The 17704-nt window shown below is 57.6% G+C and carries 20 protein-coding genes; 13 read left to right on the forward strand and 7 right to left on the reverse strand.

Going from position 1 to position 17704, the window contains the following annotated elements; translation table 11 throughout:
• Positions 1-2 precede the first annotated feature (2 nt).
• The 9 genes from MDG893_RS14075 (at position 3) to MDG893_RS14115 (ending at position 9115) form a co-directional block, all read left to right on the forward strand.
• Positions 3-815, forward strand: a complete 813-nt coding sequence (locus MDG893_RS14075) for a crotonase/enoyl-CoA hydratase family protein (protein ID WP_007154476.1) — start codon at positions 3-5, stop codon at positions 813-815.
• A 309-nt stretch (positions 816-1124) separates the two neighbouring features.
• Positions 1125-3932 (forward strand): monovalent cation/H+ antiporter subunit A, encoded by a 2808-nt coding sequence (locus tag MDG893_RS14080; RefSeq protein WP_007154477.1) that lies wholly within the window; start codon positions 1125-1127, stop codon positions 3930-3932.
• A complete protein-coding gene (locus MDG893_RS14085) occupies positions 3932-4300 on the forward strand; it encodes a Na+/H+ antiporter subunit C (protein WP_007154478.1) in 369 nt (122 codons plus the stop codon). Before MDG893_RS14080 ends, MDG893_RS14085 begins: the two co-directional genes overlap by 1 nt.
• A complete protein-coding gene (locus tag MDG893_RS14090) occupies positions 4297-5814 on the forward strand; it encodes a monovalent cation/H+ antiporter subunit D (protein WP_007154479.1) in 1518 nt (505 codons plus the stop codon). Before MDG893_RS14085 ends, MDG893_RS14090 begins: the two co-directional genes overlap by 4 nt.
• Complete coding sequence (locus MDG893_RS14095) at positions 5814-6302, forward strand: Na+/H+ antiporter subunit E (protein ID WP_007154480.1); 489 nt, start codon at positions 5814-5816, stop codon at positions 6300-6302. The genes MDG893_RS14090 and MDG893_RS14095 overlap by 1 nt, the downstream gene beginning before the upstream one ends.
• On the forward strand, positions 6299-6568 hold the full coding sequence (locus MDG893_RS14100; protein WP_007154481.1) for a K+/H+ antiporter subunit F: 270 nt from the start codon (positions 6299-6301) through the stop codon (positions 6566-6568). Before MDG893_RS14095 ends, MDG893_RS14100 begins: the two co-directional genes overlap by 4 nt.
• Positions 6569-6607: 39 nt before the next feature.
• The gene (locus tag MDG893_RS14105; RefSeq protein WP_007154482.1) at positions 6608-6940 is read left to right on the forward strand and encodes a Na+/H+ antiporter subunit G; all 333 of its coding nucleotides are present in this window, start codon (positions 6608-6610) and stop codon (positions 6938-6940) included.
• 72 nt (positions 6941-7012) lie between these two features.
• Entirely contained in the window at positions 7013-7294 is a 282-nt protein-coding gene (gene ppnP / locus MDG893_RS14110; protein ID WP_007154483.1) for a pyrimidine/purine nucleoside phosphorylase, read from the forward strand.
• A 171-nt stretch (positions 7295-7465) separates the two neighbouring features.
• Complete coding sequence (locus MDG893_RS14115; protein WP_007154484.1) at positions 7466-9115, forward strand: fatty acid--CoA ligase; 1650 nt, start codon at positions 7466-7468, stop codon at positions 9113-9115.
• Here MDG893_RS14115 and MDG893_RS14120 read toward each other — a convergent pair.
• The 6 genes from MDG893_RS14120 to MDG893_RS14145 all read right to left on the reverse strand — a co-directional run bounded on the left by MDG893_RS14120 (position 9112) and on the right by MDG893_RS14145 (position 14089).
• Positions 9112-10365, reverse strand: a complete 1254-nt coding sequence (locus MDG893_RS14120; protein WP_007154485.1) for a D-amino acid dehydrogenase — start codon at positions 10363-10365, stop codon at positions 9112-9114. The genes MDG893_RS14115 and MDG893_RS14120 overlap by 4 nt on opposite strands.
• Positions 10366-10426: 61 nt before the next feature.
• Positions 10427-10780, reverse strand: a complete 354-nt coding sequence (locus MDG893_RS14125; protein WP_040474631.1) for a translation initiation factor Sui1 — start codon at positions 10778-10780, stop codon at positions 10427-10429.
• Positions 10781-10817: 37 nt separating this feature from the next.
• Positions 10818-11342, reverse strand: a complete 525-nt coding sequence (locus MDG893_RS14130; protein ID WP_007154487.1) for a DUF4136 domain-containing protein — start codon at positions 11340-11342, stop codon at positions 10818-10820.
• Positions 11343-11420: 78 nt separating this feature from the next.
• Entirely contained in the window at positions 11421-12026 is a 606-nt protein-coding gene (locus MDG893_RS14135; protein WP_007154488.1) for a YigZ family protein, read from the reverse strand.
• 57 nt (positions 12027-12083) lie between these two features.
• Positions 12084-13406 carry a HAMP domain-containing sensor histidine kinase gene (locus MDG893_RS14140; protein WP_007154489.1) on the reverse strand — a complete coding sequence of 441 codons (1323 nt, stop codon included), beginning with the start codon at positions 13404-13406 and terminating at the stop codon, positions 12084-12086.
• Positions 13403-14089, reverse strand: coding sequence for a response regulator transcription factor (locus MDG893_RS14145; RefSeq protein ID WP_007154490.1), 687 nt, complete (start codon positions 14087-14089; stop codon positions 13403-13405). The genes MDG893_RS14140 and MDG893_RS14145 overlap by 4 nt, the downstream gene beginning before the upstream one ends.
• Before the next feature lie 188 nt (positions 14090-14277).
• Between MDG893_RS14145 and MDG893_RS14150 the strand changes: the two genes are divergently transcribed.
• Genes MDG893_RS14150 through MDG893_RS14160 form a run of 3 tightly spaced genes read left to right on the forward strand, consistent with a single transcriptional unit; the run spans position 14278 to position 16557 of the window.
• Positions 14278-14637 carry a hypothetical protein gene (locus tag MDG893_RS14150; protein ID WP_007154491.1) on the forward strand — a complete coding sequence of 120 codons (360 nt, stop codon included), beginning with the start codon at positions 14278-14280 and terminating at the stop codon, positions 14635-14637.
• 55 nt (positions 14638-14692) lie between these two features.
• Positions 14693-15862 carry a GNAT family N-acetyltransferase gene (locus MDG893_RS14155; protein WP_007154492.1) on the forward strand — a complete coding sequence of 390 codons (1170 nt, stop codon included), beginning with the start codon at positions 14693-14695 and terminating at the stop codon, positions 15860-15862.
• A gap of 41 nt (positions 15863-15903) precedes the next feature.
• On the forward strand, positions 15904-16557 hold the full coding sequence (locus MDG893_RS14160; protein ID WP_007154493.1) for a hypothetical protein: 654 nt from the start codon (positions 15904-15906) through the stop codon (positions 16555-16557).
• A gap of 46 nt (positions 16558-16603) precedes the next feature.
• Here MDG893_RS14160 and MDG893_RS14165 read toward each other — a convergent pair whose 3' ends face one another.
• Positions 16604-16819 (reverse strand): dodecin, encoded by a 216-nt coding sequence (locus MDG893_RS14165; protein WP_007154494.1) that lies wholly within the window; start codon positions 16817-16819, stop codon positions 16604-16606.
• A gap of 190 nt (positions 16820-17009) precedes the next feature.
• Here MDG893_RS14165 and MDG893_RS14170 point away from each other — a divergent pair.
• Positions 17010-17704 (forward strand): DUF3750 domain-containing protein (locus MDG893_RS14170; protein WP_007154495.1); only part of this gene is annotated, 695 nt, incomplete at its 3' end.

A 17704-nucleotide genomic window follows, 5' to 3' on the forward strand; every position in this document is an offset into this window, starting at 1 on the left:
CTATGAGCGCACGAGATTCTGAACGGGTATTGATCACGATCGAGGACGGTATCGCCATTGTGACCCTGAACCGGCCGGAGAAATACAACGGCCTGGATATGCCCATGTTCGAGGCGATCACCAGGGCGACCAAAACCCTGAAGAAAGATCGCAGCGTGCGCGCCATCATCCTGAACGGTGCCGGAGACGCCTTCTGCTCCGGGCTGGATGTGAAGACTGTGTCGAAGAATCCGGTGAATTTCCTCAAACTACTGGTCAAACCTGGCCGCAGGATCAGCAACCTCGCCCAGGATGTTGGCTATCTATGGCGGGATGTACCGGCACCGGTGATTGCCGTTACCCATGGCTACTGTTTCGGTGGTGGTTTCCAGATTGCGCTGGGTGCCGATTTTCGGTTTTCCACCGCCGACTGCGAGTTCTCTATTATGGAGAGCAAATGGGGACTGATCCCGGATATGAGCCTGACGGTAACCCTGCGGGAACTGGTGCCCATTGATCTGGCCAAGGAATTGACCATGACCGCGCGACGATTTGACGGCACAGAAGCAAAAGCCATGGGACTGGTCAGCCGCATCAGCAACGACCCAATGGCAGAGGCAATGAACTTCGCCCGGGAGCTGGCCGAGCGCTCACCAGACGCCGTCGCCGCCAGCAAGCTGTTGTTCAATCGCAGCTGGAACGCCACCGACAAAACCGCACTGGACTGGGAAACAAAGCTGCAGAAAAAGGTGCTCGGGCGGGCGAACCAGCGCATTGCTGTTGCCCGGAACTCCGGTTCTCCCGACAAACCCTTCCAGGACCGTCGCGACTTCTGAACGCGGATAAATGGTCAGCGTACTTGACCTGCGTAGACGTCCACGTATCATCAGCCGGGGTAACTGATTATCGGAGCAACCATGACGACCGCAAGGTCCCTGGCTAATACACATCCCGGCTTTTCACCGGTCGCTGCTGATGCAAAGAAGCATCGCGGCAGCTTGCCCTACTTCCCGGATCCACCCCATCACTGCTGATATTCTGGCCACCATTCAAATGGTTGCCCGTGCAAGCACGGACACCGGGGGCTAAACTCAGGCAACACCTGCTTCTCCATCCATAAAGAAGAAAGCCAATAAGAGGTTGCGATGTCGCTACCGCTGGTCGTTTTACTGCCGTTTCTGGGAGCCCTCGCGGCCCCACTGTTCGCCCAGGGCGGACGCACGGCAATTGCTGTCATTTCCTGTGTCCCAGCCATCATTGGGTTAGCGGCACTATACCCCCACTGGGCAGTCCTCGCCGACGGCGGCATTGTGCAGCACACCACTGAGTGGCTACCGGCCCTCGGACTGTCTCTCAGCTTTCGCCTGGACGGCCTGTCGCTGCTTTTTACGCTGCTGATTCTGATTATCGGGCTGCTGATCATCCTGTACGCCCGCTACTACCTGAAGCCGCACGAGAACGTCGGTAAGTTCTACGCGCTACTCTTATGTTTCAAAGGCTCCATGCTTGGCATTGTGTTGTCGAGCAATCTCCTGCTAATGGTGATTTTCTGGGAGTTGACCAGTCTGACTTCGTTTCTGTTGATCAGCTTCTGGACCCATAAAAAAGACGCCCGCCGCGGCGCAAGGATGTCGTTGGCCATCACCGGTGGTGGCGGCCTGGCACTGCTGGCCGGAATTCTGCTGATTGGTAACATCGTCGGCAGCTATGAACTGGAGGACGTGCTCGCCGCCGGGGATCTTATCAAGAACCACAGCATGTACCCGGTGGCACTGACCCTGGTACTACTGGGTGCGTTCACCAAGTCCGCACAGTTCCCGTTCCACTTCTGGCTACCCCACGCCATGCAGGCGCCAACACCTGTTTCAGCCTACCTGCATTCAGCCACCATGGTGAAAGCAGGCATCTTCCTGATGGCCCGGCTGTACCCGGCCCTCGCCGGCACCGAACAGTGGTTCTACATGGTCAGCTTTACCGGCATGGCCACGCTGCTGATTGGCGCCTATGTCGCCATGTTCAAGCATGACCTCAAAGGCCTTCTGGCCCATTCAACCGTCAGTCATCTTGGCCTTATTACTCTGCTATTTGGTATGGGTACCCAACTGGCTGCCGTCGCCGCGGTGTTTCACGTCATCAACCACGCAATATTCAAGGCGTCCCTGTTTATGGCCGCCGGCATTATTGACCATGAGACCGGCACCCGGGACATGCGCAGGATTAACGGTCTTTGGCGCTACATGCCACACACCGCCACGCTGGCCATGGTGGCGGCATCGTCAATGGCGGGCGTACCTCTGCTCAATGGCTTCCTGAGCAAGGAGATGTTCTTCGCCGAAGCCCTGGAACTGAATCTTCCAGGCCTGTGGGCGTACCTGCCGCCGCTTGTTGCAACACTGGCCGGCATATTTGCCGTTGCCTATTCGGCACGGTTCATCCACGACGTGTTTTTCAACGGTCGGCCTGTCAACCTGCCGATCTTTCCTCCCCATGAGCCACCGAGGTACATGAAGATACCCGTTGAGATCCTGGTCTTCGCTTGCTTGATGGTGGGCATGTTCCCGGCGTTTTCTGTCGGCCCACTGCTCTATGCCGCAGCGTCGGCCACTCTGGGCGGAGACGTTCCAGAATATCACCTGACGGTTATTCACGGCTTTAACCTGCCGCTGCTGATGAGTTTCGTAGCCTTCTTCGGTGGTCTGCTGATGTATACACAGCGCCAGCGGTTTTTCGATTTCCATGCCCGTTTCAAGGAAATTGATGAAAAAGCGGTCTTCGAAGCCATCGTTAGCCGAATTTCGGACACTGCTCACACCGTTACCGCCTACATCGAGAACGGTTCACTGCAACGCTACGCCATGCTGCTGATCGTCAGCGTGATTGCCGTCTCGGTGCTCCCGCTCTGGGACCTGGGGATTGCCATTGGCAGTAATGGGCTTAGCCCGGTGGACTGGCCCACGCTTATCGGGATTGCCATCCTGGTGGTTGCGTCCCTGGGCACGGCGGCGATGCATCGTGACCGGTTCTTTGCGCTGGTTCTGCTCAGCGTCGTCGGTCTTCTTGTTGCCCTCGGCTTTGCGCGCTTCTCAGCTCCCGACCTGGCGATGACGCAGTTGTCGGTTGAAGTGGTGACGATTGTCCTGCTGATGCTGGCGCTGTACTACATGCCGTCCTGGACACCCATCGAGACGCCGAAAGGCCGTCGCATCAGGGATATTCTGATCGCTGGCGCGGCCGGTATCGGGATGACACTCATTACCCTGGCCATGCTGACACAGCCGTTTACGTCGATTTCGGAGTTTTTCCTCGAGAACAGCAAACCCGGCGGCGGTGGTACCAATGTGGTCAACGTCATTCTTGTGGACTTCCGTGGCTTCGATACCCTCGGTGAGATCACGGTTCTGGGCATTGCGGCACTGGGCATTTACGCGATGCTGCGCAATGTCGACCTGCCCCCACCTCCGGGCGACGGCCAGGGCCATGCCTGGACGCGGGACGCTTACCCAATGATGCTGCAGCAGATTGCCAGGCCGATGCTGCCACTGGCCCTGATGATCTCCGCCTATATATTCCTGCGCGGCCACAACATGCCGGGTGGCGGCTTCATCGCCGGGTTGATCACGGCGGTGGCGCTGATCCTGCAGTACATTGCCAGCGGTATGTCCTGGACCCAGGGCCGTATTTCAATCCGCTACCACAACGTCATCGGCTTGGGGCTGCTATTTGCACTGATCGCCGGGGCAGGCAGTTTCGCATTCGGCTATCCGTTCCTCACATCCACGTTCGACTACGTCTACTGGCCGGTGGTTGGAAAGTTCGAGGTAGCCTCGGCGCTGGTCTTCGATCTCGGCGTTTATCTGACCGTTATCGGCGCCACACTGCTGGCGCTGACCAGCGTCGGTCGCCTGTCGCCCCATTCGGCCATCAACAGTACCAACTATAAGGAGGGCTCATAATGGAGCTTGCATTCGCGGTGGTCATCGGGGCTTTGACAGCCTCCGGGGTTTACCTGATGCTCAGAGCCCGCACCTTTCCCGTTGTGTTGGGCCTGACCATGCTGTCTTATGGCGTTAACCTGTTCCTGTTCTCGTCCGGACGGCTGGTGACAGGTGGACAGCCCATCATCGGCAGCGCGGAAACCTATTCCGATCCCCTGCCCCAGGCACTGGTGCTGACCGCCATTGTGATCGGTTTTGCCATGACCGCCTTCGTTGTTGTGCTGTCCTTGCGCAGCCTTGCCGACAACGACAATGACGACCATGTCAACGGCCGCGTTCCAGAACAGGACCGCATTCCGCAAGAGCAGGAGGGCGCCAATACATGAACCACTGGCTGACTGCTCCCATACTGATTCCGCTGATCGGCGGCATATTGCAGGCTTTTATGGGGTACGCTCCCATCGCCCTGAGGCGGACGCTCGCCATTGCCACCACGGTGCTGATGCTGGTTGCCGCGATCGTCCTTCTTGTTCTCGCAGACGACGGTAGCTATCGCCTCTATGCCTTTGGCAACTGGCAACCGCCGTTCGGTATCGTACTGGTGCTGGACAGGCTCGCGGCTCTGATGCTTGTCATGACCGCCGTGCTGGCGCTGTTCTGTCACATATATGCCATCGGCGGCACCGACGAAAGCAGCCGTCAGTTTCACGGACTGTTCCTTTTCCAGCTACTTGGCCTGAACATCGCCTTTCTGACCGGGGACCTGTTCAACCTCTTTGTTGCGTTCGAGGTCCTGCTGATTGCCTCCTATGGCTTACTGATGCATGGCGAAGGCACCAGCCGAACCGTTCCTGGACTGCATTATGTGGTACTGAATCTCGCGGGCTCTGCCGTATTCCTGATCGCCGTTGGCATGATTTACAGCGTCACGGGAACGCTCAACATGGCGGACCTGGCGGTCAAGATTCCGCAGGTGGCCGAAGAGAACCTTCCCCTGGTGAAAGCGGGTGGCATGATGTTGCTGGTGGTTTTTGGCCTCAAAGCCGCCATTTTGCCGCTGTGCTTCTGGCTACCCGGCGCCTATTCCAACGCCACGGCGCCGGTCGCAGCCTTGTTTGCGGTCATGACCAAGGTGGGTATCTACGCCATTATCCGCGTCTTTACCCTGATCTTTGGCAGCCAGGCGGGTGAGCTGGCGGGCCTGGGTATGGACTGGCTTTTCCCATTGGCACTGATCACTCTGACCATGGGCGTCATCGGGGCTCTGGGTGCCGCAAGCCTGAGGAAGCTGGTAGCCTGGCAGGTCATTATCTCGGTAGGAACACTGCTTGCCGCGATCTCATTTGGCACGGTAGCCGGCACCTCCGCAGCACTGTTCTACCTGCTCAACACCACCTGGGTGGTCGGCGGCCTGTTCCTGGTGGCCGATCTCGTTGATGGTCAACGTGGCAGCGCCCAGGACAAAATAGTCACCGCGCCGCGAATCGCCAACCGTACCTTCCTGAGTGTGCTGTTCCTGATGGGGGCCGTGGCTGCCGTAGGCCTGCCGCCCCTCAGTGGTTTTTTTGCCAAGTTGCTGATTCTCAAGTCGGCAGTGACCGAGTCGGATGTGGCCTGGCTTTGGAGCGTACTGCTGATTGGTAGCTTTTTCACGCTGATCGCCTACAGCCGCGCAGGCAGTATCGTGTTCTGGCGCAACGTGGAAGGTCATATTGAAGAACCTCAAAAGCTGACACCGTCCCTGTCTGTGTCTGCAAGCGCATTGATTTCGCTGAGTATCGTAATGGTCATCCTGGCGGGGCCAATCAGCCGCTACGCCGAAGATACGGCGGCACAGCTCCATGACACTAGCGCCTACACCGACATCCTGAGCAAACCCATGGTTGGGGAGGAAAAGTAATGCTTGACCGCCTGAGCTTTCCGCAGCCATACCTCAGCCTCATCCTGTTTGCCGTCTGGCAGTTCCTGAGTGACGGCGTTTCTGGCGCCAGTGTTGTCATGGGGCTGGTCCTGGCCTGGATGATTCCACAATTGACCCGTGGCTTTTGGCCGGACCCTCCCTTCTTCGCACGTCCCTGGAAGCTGCCGCCGTATCTGGTCCTTGTCCTCTACGATATCCTGGTGTCCAGCGTTTCCGTCGCCCGCCTGATACTCAGCGGCCGCGAACCCAAACCGATACTGGTGTCCTATCCCCTGGAGTTGACGCATCCCCTGGCCATTTCCATGCTGGCCAGCACCATTTCCCTGACACCGGGAACCGTCAGCGCCGATGTCAGTGACGACAGAACATTGCTGCTGATCCACGCCCTTGACGCCGAGAGCGACGACGAGGTGATCAACGCGATTCGCACCCGCTACGAGGCACGTCTGAAGGAGATGTTTCAATGATTACCATCGCGCTGTACATCACCATCGCTATGGTTGTCCTGGCGACGGTACTGAATGTCTATCGACTGATCAAAGGGCCGGATGCGCCGGATCGGGTACTGGCGCTGGACACCCTGTACATCAACGCCATCGCGCTGATTGTCCTGCTCGGAATAACGCTGGGCACACGCCTGTACCTTGAATCTGCACTGCTGATCGCCGTGATGGGCTTCGTTGGTACCGTGGCGATGGCCAAGTACCTGAAGCGCGGCAGCGTGATTGAATAACACCCTAGGCAAGCACCCAGCGACCAGAGGTTTCCCGTTATGAATCCCATTGCAGAATACGCCATTGCACTGTTACTGCTCATCGGTGGTTTTTTCACCCTGGTCGGCGCCATCGGACTGGCCCGGCTACCTGACTTCTACACCCGTCTGCACGGCCCAACGAAGGCGACCACCGTGGGCGTAGGCGCCATCGTGCTGAGCTCCGTCATCTACTTCAGCAGCAAGGGACAAGGTGTAGGCGTTGCCGAAGTGCTCATCACCGTGTTCCTCTTCCTGACCGCACCGGTGAGCGCCAACATACTGGCAAAGGCGGCAATGCATATTGGCGTGCCCACAACCGACAGCACCCGTGGAAATACCTGGGACCAGTAACGGCAAATTTGTCATTGGAGTTGCACAAAATTCCCGTATAGTAGGCTCCCACAATTTTGAGGAGCGTATCCCATGCTGAAAGTTAACGAGTATTTCGACGGTAAGGCCAAATCCATCGCCTTCCAGACCTCCAGCCTTCCGGCGACCGTGGGGGTGATCAGCCCGGGCGAGTATGAGTTTGGCACCAGCAAGAAAGAAACCATGACGGTGATCAGTGGCGTATTGACCGTTCTCCTGCCTGGCATGGAAGAATGGATGACCTATGGTTCCGGCGAGTTTTTTGAAGTGGCGGGACAGGCCAGCTTCAAAGCCCGGACTGACATCGACACGGCCTACCTCTGCACTTACGAATAACCTCTCGCAAATAACCTCTTGAGGGCGCAGACCGGGACCGGTGGGCCAATTGAATTCTGCCGCACCGGATCTGCGCTTTTTTATCGCCTAAAGGTTTCCGTAAGCCAGAAACTGTGTCAGATTTACCCCTCTTCTCGTTATAAATTAAACAATTGAGAGAGGCACCGAATCATGGCACAGACCCGCATCCTGAAGCCGGCAGACAACGCCCACCAATACCCACTGCTGATCAAACAACTGCTTCTTTCCGGCCCCCGGTACTCTCCCGACCAGGAAATCGTTTACGCCAACCGCAGCAAGTACACCTATACCGACCTGGTTGAGCGTATTAACCGACTGGCCAACGCCCTCACCGACGCGGGTGTTAAACCGGGTGACACCGTCGCGGTGATGGACTGGGATACGCCCCGGTACCTGGAATGCTTCTTTGCCATCCCGATGATTGGCGCCGTGCTGCATACGGTGAACGTGCGCCTGTCGCCGGAGCAGATTGTCTACACCATGAATCACGCTGAAGACGACGTGGTGATGGTCCACGATGACTTCCTGCCCATCCTGGAAGGCGTGAAAGACGAGATCAACACGGTCAAACACTACATCCAACTGAGTGACGAGGCACAAGCCAAAACCACATCACTGCCATCGCTCGGCGAATACGAACACCTGCTTGCCAAAGCCGGTAAAACGTTCGACTTCCCGGACTTCGACGAGAACAGCATCGCCACCACCTTCTACACCACCGGTACCACCGGGAATCCGAAGGGTGTTTTCTTCAGTCACCGCCAACTCGTTCTCCATACACTGGCAATGACCGGCTCTTTGTCCGCGTATGATGAGATGCCGCTACTGAGGTCTTCGTCCGTTTACATGCCCGTGACCCCCATGTTCCACGTACACGCCTGGGGCGTGCCTTACGCGGCGACCATGTTGGGCATAAAACAGGTCTACCCCGGACGCTATGAACCGGAACTGCTGGTCGACCTCCTCAAGGAGCACAAGGTGACCTTCTCCCACTGCGTGCCGACGGTCATGCAGATGATGATGGCAACCGAATCCATCAAGACGGCCGACCTCAGCAACTGGCACGTACTGATCGGTGGCAGCGCCCTTACGCGCGGCCTGTGTGACGCCGGGGCCAGACTGGGCGTGTCCATGTACACGGGATATGGCATGTCGGAAACCTGCCCGCTTCTCAGCACCACTCATCTGACGGCGGAGGATCTGAAACTGCCTCTGGAGCAGCAGACCTCCAAACGCATCAAGACCGGTATTGCGGTGCCCATGGTGGAGCTGGAAATCGTGAATCCTGAGGGCAAACCGGTACCCCATGACGGCGAGGCCAAGGGCGAAGTGGTTGCCCGGGCACCGTGGCTGACCCAGAGTTACTTCAAGGAGCCGGAGAAAGGCGAGGAGCTCTGGCAAGGTGGCTGGCTGCACACGGGGGACGTGGCCAGCCTGGGGACAGACAACACACTGCTGATCAAGGACCGCATTAAAGATGTGATTAAAACCGGCGGCGAATGGCTGTCCTCCCTGGATCTGGAAAACCTGATCAGTCAGCATCCAGCCGTCGCCGGGGCAGCGGTTGTGGGCGTGCCCGACGAGAAGTGGGGCGAACGCCCCCACGCACTGGTTACCCTCAAGCCCGGAGAGGAAGCTTCACTGGACGATATCCAGAATCACCTGAAGCAGTTCGTGGATTCCGGTGAGATCAATAAGTGGGCCATACCGAGCCAGATTGATTTCGTCGACGACATACCGAAAACGAGCGTCGGCAAGATCAACAAGAAACTGATCCGGGATCAGTTGCAGGAGCACTAAAGCCCGGTAAACGCAAAATCCACATCGGGGGTGCGACCGGCCACAATGTCTGCCAAAGCTGCCGCGGAACCGCAGGAATGTGTCCACCCCAACGTGCCGTGGCCGGTGTTCAGGTAGAGGTTGCCGAAGTGGCTCTTTCCGATGTAGGGCACATTGGAGGGGGTCGCCGGGCGCAATCCGGCCCAGAACTCGGCCCTTTCCCAGAGCCCCGCATCGGGCATCAACTCTGCGGTGCGCCGGACGATCGCGCGGCAGCGGGTCAGGTTCAGTGCCCGGTTATAGCCGCTCAGTTCCGCGGTGCCTGCGACTCGTATGCGGTCGCCCAGTCTTGAGTACACCAGCTTGTATTCATCGTCGGTAAGGCTGACGTTGAAGGCAGCGGACTCACTCTTCACCGGCACGGTGATGGAATAGCCTTTGGCGGGGTAAACATTCAGAGTCAGGCCCAGTTTTCGAGCGAGAGTAGCGCTGTAGCTACCCAGGCACAGCACGTAGTTGTCGGCACGAAGGATCTGGTGGCGGCCTTCGCGGATAACGTTGACTCCGAGTACCCGATCCTGAGTGTTCTCGAACCCCAGGATTTCGCTGTTGTAGAGGAACTCCACACCGGCTTCCTCGGCCTTTTTCGCCAGGGACCGGGTGAATTGACGGGCATCACCGGATTCATCTTCCGAGGTGTAGGTGGCGCCGGCAATCCGGCCTTTAACCGGAGCCAGGGCGGGTTCCAGTTCGACGGCCCTGTTGGCGTCAATCACCTGACGATCACACCCCAGTTCTCGCATCATGCGGGCCGGCCTCAGGGCCGATTCGAATTCCTCAGGATTGGTGTAGAAATGCAGGATGCCTCTCTCGAGGTGGTCGTATTCAATGCCGATATCCTGGCGCAACGCTTGTAAATGAGCGCGGCTGTAGATCCCCAGATTGACGATCTGCCGAAGGTTATAAGCCGCCCGGGAAGCCGTGCACTGCTTCAGGAAAGCCATCGCCCAGCGCCACTGGGCCGGGTCCAGGCGGGGACGAAAAAGCAGCGGTGCATCGGACCGGACCAGCCATTTAAGTAGCTTTAAGGGGGCAGAAGGATTGGCCCAGGGCTCGGCGTGGGATACCGATATCTGGCCGCCGTTGGCATAACTGGTTTCGGTGCCCGCCTGATTTTGCCGGTCTACAACCGTAACGTCATATCCCTGCTGCTTTAGGAACCATGCGCTAGTAACACCAACAACACCCGCACCCAGTACCAGTACGTGCATCCATTTTCTCCGGTTGAACAAGTTCAGAACGACTCACAGTATACACAAGAGTATACAAAACTCAGCCACCGGATCGCTTCACCGTCCAACCTTTTTCCTTCAAAAGGGGCACCAGCAGGTCTCGCTGGTCACCCTGGATCTCCACAGTGCCCTCCTTCACCGTGCCACCGGTTCCGCATCGGGCTTTCAACACCTTCGCGAACGCTTTCAGTTCCTTGTCATCCATCGGGATACCGGTAATCAAGGTCACACCCTTTCCCTTGCGCCCCTTGGTTTCCCTGCTGACGCGCACGACGCCATCGCCGGCGGGACGAGCCGGTGCCCCGCAGACGCATTCATCAACGGGGTGACGACAGTCTGGGCACATTCGTCCCTGTTCCGTGGAGAACACCAGTCCCCCAGAACGATTCTTCATAACGTCCTCATGTTGTTTAAGAGCCCTGTTGAGGCACTCACGCCCCGGGAGGGTATTTTTCAAACATGTCCGCGACAATCTCGTCGATCAGCTCCCGCCGCGACTCGGTTGCCTGGTTCTCATTCAGGTAGCGCCGGCTCGCTGCGCGCCAGACGACACGATCAGTCTCCGTATCGACCAGCTCCACCACCAGCTTGCCTTCCTGAATTTCACGCACTGGCGGAGCCGACGACAGCCCCCAACCAAAGTTACCGCTGCCAAAGCCGAAGCCGAGCCCAACACCGCTGCGCTCGAGACGTTCCTCCTCAACCACCTGCCAGGTGACAAGCAGGTCCGCCTCGCTCTGTTCCACTTTACGCATGGCTTTTCGGTTCAGCTCTCGCTCAACCGCACTCTCTATACGACCACCATCAAGCGAAGTGAAAGACTGGTCCTTGCCCTTCGGTGCAAATGCCCAGGAACTGTAGTTACCGAAGACCGCGTTGGAATCGTAATCGGTGACTACGTTGCTGGCACAGCCCGCCAGGGCCATCAAAAACAGGGACACAAGGATAACTTTCATAATCTTGGTTGCCTCTTTCCATACTTCATTTATTAAAGTATACGCACAGTCGACACGAAGCGTTTCGCAAATGGTTCCTTAACTTTCAAAACGGTAACCCATACCCCGGGCATCGCAAAACGCCTTGAATTCATCATTCCGCTCTTCCACCAGGCTCACGTCAGCGGTTACACCGGCGCTGTACCCAACGTTGTCAATCTCCGCTCCGTTTTGATCACACCAATGCCTGAGTGGCTGTTCATCTGCGAAGGTCATAGTCACCGTTACTCGAGACATGGGTTGCTGGATCACTCTGTCAACCTCCGAAAGGACAGCTTCAGTCGCTCCGGCATAGGCCCTGACGAGGCCGCCGGCCCCGAGTTTGATACCGCCAAAGTACCGTATCACCATCACCAGAACGTCTCCCAGATCCTTGTGCTGAATCACACTGAGAATGGGCTTTCCGGCCGTGCCTGATGGTTCGCCATCGTCGTTCATGGCGGCTTCGGCGGCCGCGCCGGGCCGGCCTATCTGATAGGCCCAACAGATATGACGGGCATCCGGGTGGTCGTTCCGGGCCTGTTCGAGCCAGGCCTTAACCTCATCCCGGGACAATACCGGCGCAACCCGGGCAATAAATCGACTCTTTTTGATCTCTGTCTCCCGCTCCAGAAAGCCAGCGGGTATCGGGTAATCCTTGGGCATACAACCAGTTCCTGACACACAGCCATCATGAGGCCGACACCAAGCCTTTTCCACCCCTCAGTCAGCGGTGAAGAGCGGAAACCTCAACACCACCACCAAACCGTGCGGCTCGGCATTGAACGCCTCTATCCGGCCATCATGGATGGCAACAATGTCCCTCGCAATGGCCAGGCCAAGCCCCCACCCCTTGCCGCCGCGAGACTTATCGGCCCTGTAGAAGGGCTCAAAGAGATGGGGCAGAACCTCCCCGGGCACACCTGGACCTTCATCCCGTATGTCCACCAGCAATTGCCGTTGATCACAGCGCAACGCAACATGCACCTTTTTGCCCGGCGGCGTATGATCCAGGGCATTCTGAAGGACATTGTCCAGTGCCCGCTGAATGAGCCCGCGATCCCCTAACAGCGACGTGTTGCGGCAGCCCTCATCCACCATAAGCTGGCAATCCACTCCACGGTGCTCGGCATAGTCCGCCGCATCCCTCAGGACGTCATTGATCACCACGACTGGCTGCACGGCTTCCCGCTCGATGTCGCCTCCCTGCTCCGAGACCCGGTACAGTGTCAGGATCTGGGAGGTCATCGCTTCCAGACGTTCATTCTGCCGCAGGATCGACGCCAATAGATCCGCATCCACGCTACCGTCGCTGGCCAGCTCAATCGCAATCCGTTGCCGCGTCAGAGGAGTTCGGAGGTCGTGGGATATATCACGCAACAAGTGTGTCTGGCGCTCGAGCAAACTGCACAGTTGCTGGGTCATGGCGTTGAAGGCTGTCGCTAAAGCACCCACCTCATCCCGTCGACTCGCGATGCGATCGCTGACCCGAAGTGCATTATCACCTTCAGCGATGGCACGAGCGGTGGATTCCATGTGCTTCAGCGGGCGGGACACCAGGCGGGCAATCCACCAACAGGCGAGCGTGATGATGACGAACGCCAGGCCCAATTCCAGGAGACGGAACAGCTTGGGATCAAGCCAGCCTTCACCATCCAGGCGGGGCCAGGCCACCAGGCGGTGGTCCTCACCAACCTCTATAACCGCCGGTTTCTGCCGGTGCCAACCACCCGATTTCATCCGCTCGCGGATGGAGGAAGGCAGGTCGCCGTCGTTGCGATCCGCGTCTATCAACAACAGGTGAAGATCCAGGCTCTTACCCTGCTCCTTCAGGAAGCGCCAGGCAGCGCCTCGGCCTTCATTTTCCCTGACCACCAGAGCCTCCAGCGCCAATTCCCGCAGGCCGACCTGTCGCTCGATGGCTATTCGTTCCCGCTCCATCAAGGCACGGGTTGCCACATTGCTCATCAGTACTGTGACCGCCATAGCCAGCCAGATCGACAGGAAGATCCGCCAGAACAGGGGAAACCTGAGCCGCCGGGTCATACTGGCACCCGATAGCTATAGCCCAGCCCGCGTACAGTTTCGATTCTGGGCGGGTCATCGTTCCCCAGCTTTTTCCGAAGATTGCTGATGTGCATATCCAGGGTGCGATCATAGGCTTCCAGTCGACGGCCCAGAGCCCACTGCATGAGATCCGTCTTACGTACCACACTGCCAGCATGGGCCAGCAGAACCTGCAATACCTCGTATTCGGTCGCGGTCAGATCGAGCGCCACATCGTTCTGATAGATTCGACGATGAACCGGCTCGACCCGCAAATCGCCGTATGCCCTTGAATCATCCATCCCCACTTCCTGATCCCAGGCAACACGGCGCAGCAATGCCTGTAGCCTGGCGATGAGTTCCCGGGGATTGCAGGGTTTGGGTATGTAGTCATCCGCGCCAACCTCAAAGCCCACGATTCGATCCGTCTCATCGCCACGGGCGGTCAGCAGTACAACGGGGAGATGGGTTTTTGCCCTTAACTGACGCAGCACTTCCAGGCCACTGATATCCGGCAACATGATATCCAGCACCACCAGGTCACAATGCTGCCCCAGTGCCAGTGACAATCCATCCTGACCGTTTGCTGCTTCTCTTACGGTGAAGCCCTGATTGGCCAGATAGCGGGACAGCAGTTCCCGCAACTCCTCGTCGTCTTCAACCAACAGCACCCGGTTCTGCATGGCAATCCTCCATTGTGACTGAGTGCAGTCTAACACGCTCCCGCAAGCCCACTGATTTGCATCATTTTCCTTTGCATAACCTTTACAGTTCGCTGACGCCGCCTGACACCATACTTCGCTAGCATAGTTCCTGTAGTTCAGACCGGGCCTGCTGGTGCAGGCTCACTTACAACACAGGAGAACACCCGATGAAACACATCACTTCCGGCCGCATTGCCAGCGCGTTGATCGCTGCAACCCTTTTGACCAGCCCGATGGCGATGGCCTCGGATCACGGCGAACACCACCGCGGCAAACACGACAAAACCGAGATGTGTGAGAATATGCGCGAGGGCAAAGGCTGGTTCAACAACGAAAAACGCCAGGCAAAATGGGAAGAGCACCGCAACGACATGGCGGATCGCCTGAAACTGACCGACGAACAACGCGAAATCTGGGACGAGATCCACGAGGAAAGGCGAGAAAAACACAGCGCCAAGATGGAAAAATGGCAGGAGAAAATGGAAAAGCGCTGCGAGGGCATGGAAAACCGTACTTCCGAGCAGTGATCACACACCGGGTTCTGACGTATGGTACTGGGTAAACCACGGAGAAGCCCTGACCATGCCAGAACCCGGTACCGCAGAACTGACCATCCGCCCCGTCCAGTCGATTGATGACATCCATCCGCAAGACTGGAACGGGTTTGTCGGCCGTTATAACCCCTTTCTTCAACACGAATTCTTGCTTGCACTGGAAGAGTCTGGCTGTACAACCACTGCGACAGGCTGGCAGCCGGCCCATCTGGCGTTCTACCTGGACAACCAGCTTGCCGGAGTGGCTCCGGCCTACCTGAAAACTCATTCCATGGGAGAATACGTGTTCGACTGGGCCTGGGCCGATGCCTATCAGCGCTATGGCATGGATTACTATCCCAAGCTGTTGATTGCCATTCCGTTCACACCCTGCCAGGGGCCACGGATGTTGCTCTCGGAAGGCCTTCGCCAGTGGATGACCCCCGAGCGACTCCACGATGCGCTGGATGCCACCACCACCCGCCTGGGCGCCCACTCCTGGCACCTGCTTTTCCCGGACCGCCAGGACCAGGCATTGCTGGACAGGAGCAATCAGCTTCACCGTATCGGCTGCCAGTTCCACTGGCACAACCACGGCTACAACACTTTCGAGGACTTTCTCGCCCGGCTGACGTCGCGCAAGCGCAAATCGATACGTAAGGAAAGGAGACAGGTTGCGGATCAGGGCATTTCATTCCGACAGTTTTCGGGAGACGATATTCCGGACAATGTGCTCGCGGCCTTCCACGTGTTTTACCAGGCCACCTACCTGAAACGGGGCCAGCGGCCGTACCTGAACAAGGCCTTTTTCCGCCTGCTGAAAGACCGCCAAGCGGAGCACCTACACCTTATCATGGCGGTAAAAGAGGATGAGATGATCGCCGGCGCCCTATTCCTGACGGGCGAGGATACGCTCTACGGGCGCTACTGGGGTTGCCTGGAGGAATTCGACCACCTGCATTTTGAAACCTGCTACTATCAAGGCATTGAACTGGCCATACGGCTGGGGCTGGCACGCTTCGATGCTGGCGCGCAGGGGGAACACAAACTGGTTCGGGGGTTTGAGCCGGTGATCACCCATTCCTGGCATGGCGTTATGCACCCTGGTTTTCGCGACGCCATCGAAAGGTTTACCAGCGAAGAAGCGGAGCATGTCATGGCCTATACTGAAGATGCCCTGCAGGCGCTGCCATTCAGACAAACCGAGCAGAATCAGTAGCGAGCCAGGGGTCGTGCAGACACTTACCGGAGCAGGCAGCCATGGACATGGACTACCTTTTCGACTTTCTCGCGACAACACAGTTGACGTTCTTCATCGCAATTGCCGCACTCGTTGTGGCAATTGTCGCCCTGTTTTCGGCCTCCGCCGCCAGGCGGGCCGCAGCTGAACAGAGTGACACCGTGAAGCAGCGCGTCGAAAGCCTGTGGCACGACATGGACGAAATACGCGTGTCCCAGTTCAATGGCGCCGACTCCACGGAAGCCGGAAGAAACCCGATTGCCAGTGAGCAGTTCTCCGCTGAAAAGGCCGCCTACGAGGCCATCTGGCCCCTGGTCTGGCTACTGCACGACAAGCTGGGTATGTTTCTGCGTTCTGTGGAGTCCGATGAACCCGCCGGCGAACTACGTCTGGAAGCCCGCAAGGCAGCACTGGACGCGCGCAGTACCCTCAATCGCGTACGCCCCTTTTGCCATGACGACGTCGATGGGCTCATTACGCAACTGATTGACAACCATATAAAAGCCCATCTGGCCGCCTGCCACTTCATGGATCTGCGCAAGGATTCCCTGTCGTCGAACACCAGCCATGAACGAGAGGTGCAGAAAGAAAAGTTTCACACGCTTTACGAGGGCCAGTCCCGCGAATTGCTGAACCAGCTGGTTGGCGCCATCAGACGACGCATGCTTCGCTAAGACCACTACGACGACGCACAGAGGCCGCGGATAGCGTCATCGGACATCAACTCCCTTCTATCTTGAAACCGATTTTCAGCACAACCTGATAGTGTCCGACTTTTCCGTCGACCACATGGCCGCGCGTCTCCTGCACCTCGAACCATTCAATGTTACGAAGGTTCTTGCTGCATTCGGCAATTGCATTCTCAATGGCATCCTCGATACTTTTCTTCGAAGAGCCAACCACTTCCACCTTCTTGTAAACATGATGGTCGGACATGACGCCTCCTGCTCCAAAGACTGTGAGTGTAAGGCAAGTGCTTCGAATGCCTGTTTTTTTCAGCGTATACCAGTAAACCGTGACCATCAAATGGCATGGCCTTTTGCTTACTATGGGAACTTTAAGGCTCAAATGAACTCAGAAATCGCTCTGTCGTATACTCATCGTCATTGAACGTTCACGGAGTAAGATGAAGATCTTCAAACGCTGTTTTATCGGCATAACCCTGACACTGTCACTTCTGCTCGCCGGCCCGCTGTTCCTGGCCGCCTGCGCCGGCCTCCAGGACTCAGGGAGCTGGCGAACGGCAGACCGCTCCAGCGCGGGCATTGCTCCACGACCGGAGCAGGAGCATGCGGCCGTGGTTCAGGTCTACGGGGCCCGCGCCTATAACTGGCGGGGTTATTTCTCATTGCACACTTGGATCAGCACCAAAGAGGCGGGCGCCGATGGCTACTATGTTCATGAAGTCACCGGTTGGCGTCACTACGTTGTCCAGTCCCGGCCAGACGACCCGGATCGCGCATGGTATGGCGCGCCGCCGACGTTGATTGCGGATATCCGCGGTGAGCAGGCGGAGCGGATTATTGATCAACTGGATGAGGTGATTGACCGCTACCCATACCCGACGGAATACACTGCCTGGCCCGGCCCCAACAGCAACACCTTCGTCGCCTGGGTGATCCGCCAGATTCCGGAAATGGATGTGGCCCTGCCGAATCATGCGATTGGTAAGGATTACCTGGGTAACGGCGTCCTGTCTGAGGTCCCGGGTGGCAGTGGTTACCAGCTGTCGTTCGGAGGCTATTTTGGTGTTCTGGCCGGTGTTCGCGAGGGATTCGAATTGAACATTCTTGGACTGTCCATGGGCGTCAATCCGCTGGG

It is taken from the genome of Marinobacter algicola DG893, assembly GCF_000170835.1.
Classification (GTDB): domain Bacteria; phylum Pseudomonadota; class Gammaproteobacteria; order Pseudomonadales; family Oleiphilaceae; genus Marinobacter; species Marinobacter algicola.